The sequence below is a fragment of the Pantoea sp. ANP04 genome, from assembly GCF_041982285.1.
GTDB classification, from domain to species: Bacteria; Pseudomonadota; Gammaproteobacteria; order Enterobacterales; family Enterobacteriaceae; genus Pantoea; species Pantoea eucalypti.
On record NZ_JAUTYS010000106.1, the window covers coordinates 1 to 580 of the forward strand.

Here is a 580-nt window from a genome sequence, read left to right on the forward strand (position 1 = left end):
TCTTGATCAGCGCCACAGCGGTGTTGCCCATGGAACCGGACAGCACCAGATCCATGCCGCCCTGCACCATCGGGTGCTCCCAGGTGATGAACTGCATGTCTTCGCGGGACAGCGCCTGGTTGCGGTCGTAGGTGATGGTCACGCCTTCGTCGTCGCCCAGGGGGAAGCTGGCATCGAGCATCTTCTCGCTGGGCTTGAGGATAAGGGCGTTTTCCGAATGGTCCTCGCTGTCGATGCCGAAGGCGTCGAACAGGGTCTCCATGTAGATCGGCAGGGCGAACTGGTCGTCCTGTTCGAGGATCGCTTCCACCAGCGCATCGCCTTCACCGGCGCCGCCGGAGTTGAGCTCCAGCAGGCGGTCGCGGCCGGTATGCAATTCGGCTTCCAGGCGCTCGCGTTCGCCACGGGCTTCGTCGATCAGGGCTTGCCACTCGCCGTCGTCGGCGTTTTCCAGCAGCGGCAGCAGGCGCGGGCCGAACTGGTGCTGCAAGGCGTTGCCGGTCGGGCAGGTGTTGAGGAAGGCGTTCAGGGCTTCGTGATACCACTGGAACAGGCGCTCTTGCGGGCTGGTTTCCAGGTA

General features: G+C 64.0%; 1 pseudogene. It reads right to left on the reverse strand.

From position 1 onward, the window contains the following. A pseudogene (locus tag Q7C21_RS22575) lies at positions 1–580 on the reverse strand (RNA polymerase-associated protein RapA); the annotation flags it as partial.